This window comes from Sulfuricurvum sp. (assembly GCF_028688295.1).
Taxonomy (GTDB): domain Bacteria; phylum Campylobacterota; class Campylobacteria; order Campylobacterales; family Sulfurimonadaceae; genus Sulfuricurvum.
Window position 1 is genome coordinate 1 of the sequence record NZ_JAQTYM010000063.1, and the last position, 1,929, is coordinate 1,929.

Annotated in this window: 2 protein-coding genes and 1 pseudogene; 2 read left to right on the forward strand and 1 reads right to left on the reverse strand. The window is 45.6% G+C overall.

The window, feature by feature from the left end:
- Positions 1–379: pseudogene (locus PHR02_RS10860) on the forward strand (30S ribosomal protein S12 methylthiotransferase RimO); the annotation flags it as partial.
- The gene (gene tilS / locus PHR02_RS10865; RefSeq protein ID WP_299992032.1) at positions 372–1,367 is read left to right on the forward strand and encodes a tRNA lysidine(34) synthetase TilS; all 996 of its coding nucleotides are present in this window, start codon (positions 372–374) and stop codon (positions 1,365–1,367) included. The pseudogene PHR02_RS10860 and the gene tilS, both read left to right, overlap by 8 nt.
- On the opposite strand, the gene PHR02_RS10870 is transcribed toward tilS, so the two are convergent.
- Positions 1,342–1,929 (reverse strand): S16 family serine protease (locus PHR02_RS10870; RefSeq protein WP_299992034.1); only part of this gene is annotated, 588 nt, incomplete at its 5' end. The genes tilS and PHR02_RS10870 overlap by 26 nt on opposite strands.

The window sequence follows — 1,929 nt, forward strand, 5'->3', positions numbered from 1 at the left end:
ATTCGGTTTTGATCGCCTTAATGTCTTTAGCTACTCTGACGAAGAGGGGACGACTGCACATGAGATGACCGATAAAATCCCCACCAAGACGATCAATGCACGGGCAAAAAAACTCGGAAAAATCGCTTCTAATGTTGAAGAAACAAGTCTTTCCAAAATACTCAATCAAGAACTACTCCTCGTCATCGACGGTGAAAGTGACGAACATGAATTTCTCTTGAGTGCACGTGCTCTGAACTGGACACCGGAGGTAGATGGTGAAATCTACGTCAATGACCGTGAAATAGAAGGTGAGCTTAGTTTCGGTAAAATTTACCGTGCCCGCATTACAGAACTCGCCGAAAAACGGCCTCTCGCTACCGTAACGGGCAATGTCTGAGCTTCTTCACCTTGATCTTTTAAAAGAGGGGAGAGTTCTCCTCGCTTTTTCGGGAGGGGTTGATTCGACTGTCCTCTTCCATCTTCTTCTCGAAAACAACATCAAATTCGATATTGCGCATGTCAACTATCACACCCGTAATAGCAGTGATGGTGAAGAACAAAGTGCAATTGAACTAGCCCATAAACATCACCTGCAATGCCATACCCACTCCTGCCGATTAGGAGGAGCCAATTTTGAACATCGTGCCCGCGAAGAACGTTACCGTTTCTTTAGCTATCTGATGAAAAAATACACCTATACTTACCTCCTCACAGCCCATCAGTTGAATGACCGTCTGGAGTGGTTAATGATGCAGATTTGTCGTGGGTCAGGTTTACCTGAGATACTCGGAATCCGATCACACGATACAAGAGAGGGTATAAATATTCTCCGTCCTTTGTTAGAATGGGATCGTGAGTCAATCGAAGCGTATCTACACATTCATAACCTCCCTCATCACATCGATGAAAGCAACGCTGATGAACGATATACTCGAAATGCTTTTCGGCATCGATACAGCGCTCCGATGATGCATGAGTACCGTGATGCCATCCGTCGCAGTTTTCGTTACCTAGAAGAGGATAATGGCTCACTGATCGAACCGATGAGTTTTACACCCATTGATACGTTTGCCTATGCTAAAAATCCTAAAAATATCCGCTCATTAGTGGTGGGGATCGACACCTTTTTCAAACACAGAGGATATTTACTCAGCCAACACGACAAAGAAGCTTTAAAACATGGCGGTGAGCACATCGTCGCCCGAAACACCGTTGTATCGATAGAGGGTAGTTATACGTTTATTGCTCCCTATGAGCATAATGTGGTAATGGATAAAGGATTTCGTGAAGAGTGTAGAGTGCTAAAAATAGGGGTAAAACTTCGGGGCTATCTTTATGGTTCACCCGAAGCTTTGAGTATTATCCGTCAATTAAAAGGCGACTAAGAACTTCTTCGATTCGACTGACACCAACGATCTCTATCGCCGCTTTCACTTCATCAGGAATATCGCTCAAATCGCGATCAAAATTTTTCTGAGGGATAAGAGCAAGTTTCATCCCTGCCCGATGCGCCGCAATCAGTTTCTCTTTCAAGCCGCCGATAGGGAGAACATTTCCGGTGAGCGATACTTCACCCGTCATCGCGATATCGGCACGCACTTTTTTATTTGTGAGTATCGAAGCGATGACCGTTGACATTGCAATCCCTGCACTTGGGCCGTCTTTAGGGGTAGCCCCATCAGGAACATGGATGTGCAAGTCAAAGCGTTTATAGACTTCGCTTGCATCAAGTGGAATATCACTTTCTCTCTCAGCAGGGGAGAGAGGAATAATAGAGTGATCAACCGTGATTTTTCCCTCATCGATCAGAGTTTTGACAACGGAGAGGGCGATACGGGCAGACTCTTTCATCACATCCCCCAAACTTCCCGTGAGCTGCAACACCCCTTTTCCGTTGATACGGATCGCCTCGATTTTGAGAACATCTCCACCCACTGCTGTCCACGC